At 70.3% G+C, this 236-nt stretch carries 1 pseudogene; it reads left to right on the forward strand.

The features are described from left to right. Positions 1-186: pseudogene (locus BN358_RS26475) on the forward strand (hypothetical protein); the annotation flags it as partial. Positions 187-236 lie beyond the last annotated feature (50 nt).

Here is a 236-nt window from a genome sequence, read left to right on the forward strand (position 1 = left end):
TGGCTGGTCCTCGTCGTGGTGCTCGTGATCGCCGGGCTCCTGCTCGGCATGCTCGGGCTCACCTGGGTGCTCGGCAACGTCCTCGGCCTCAGCGGAGTGGGCCGCGTCCTGTTCGCCCAGCCGGATCTGCTCGCCAACGCCCTCTGCTCTTCCCGAGCATGGATGTCGACCAGGTCGCGAAGCTGAGCGCGGGCATCCCGTCGCTGTGGCCGCTGCTGGGGCTCGCCTACGCGGGT

Source organism: Sedimentibacter sp. B4 (assembly GCF_000309315.1).
Lineage (GTDB): Bacteria > Bacillota > Clostridia > Tissierellales > Sedimentibacteraceae > Sedimentibacter > Sedimentibacter saalensis.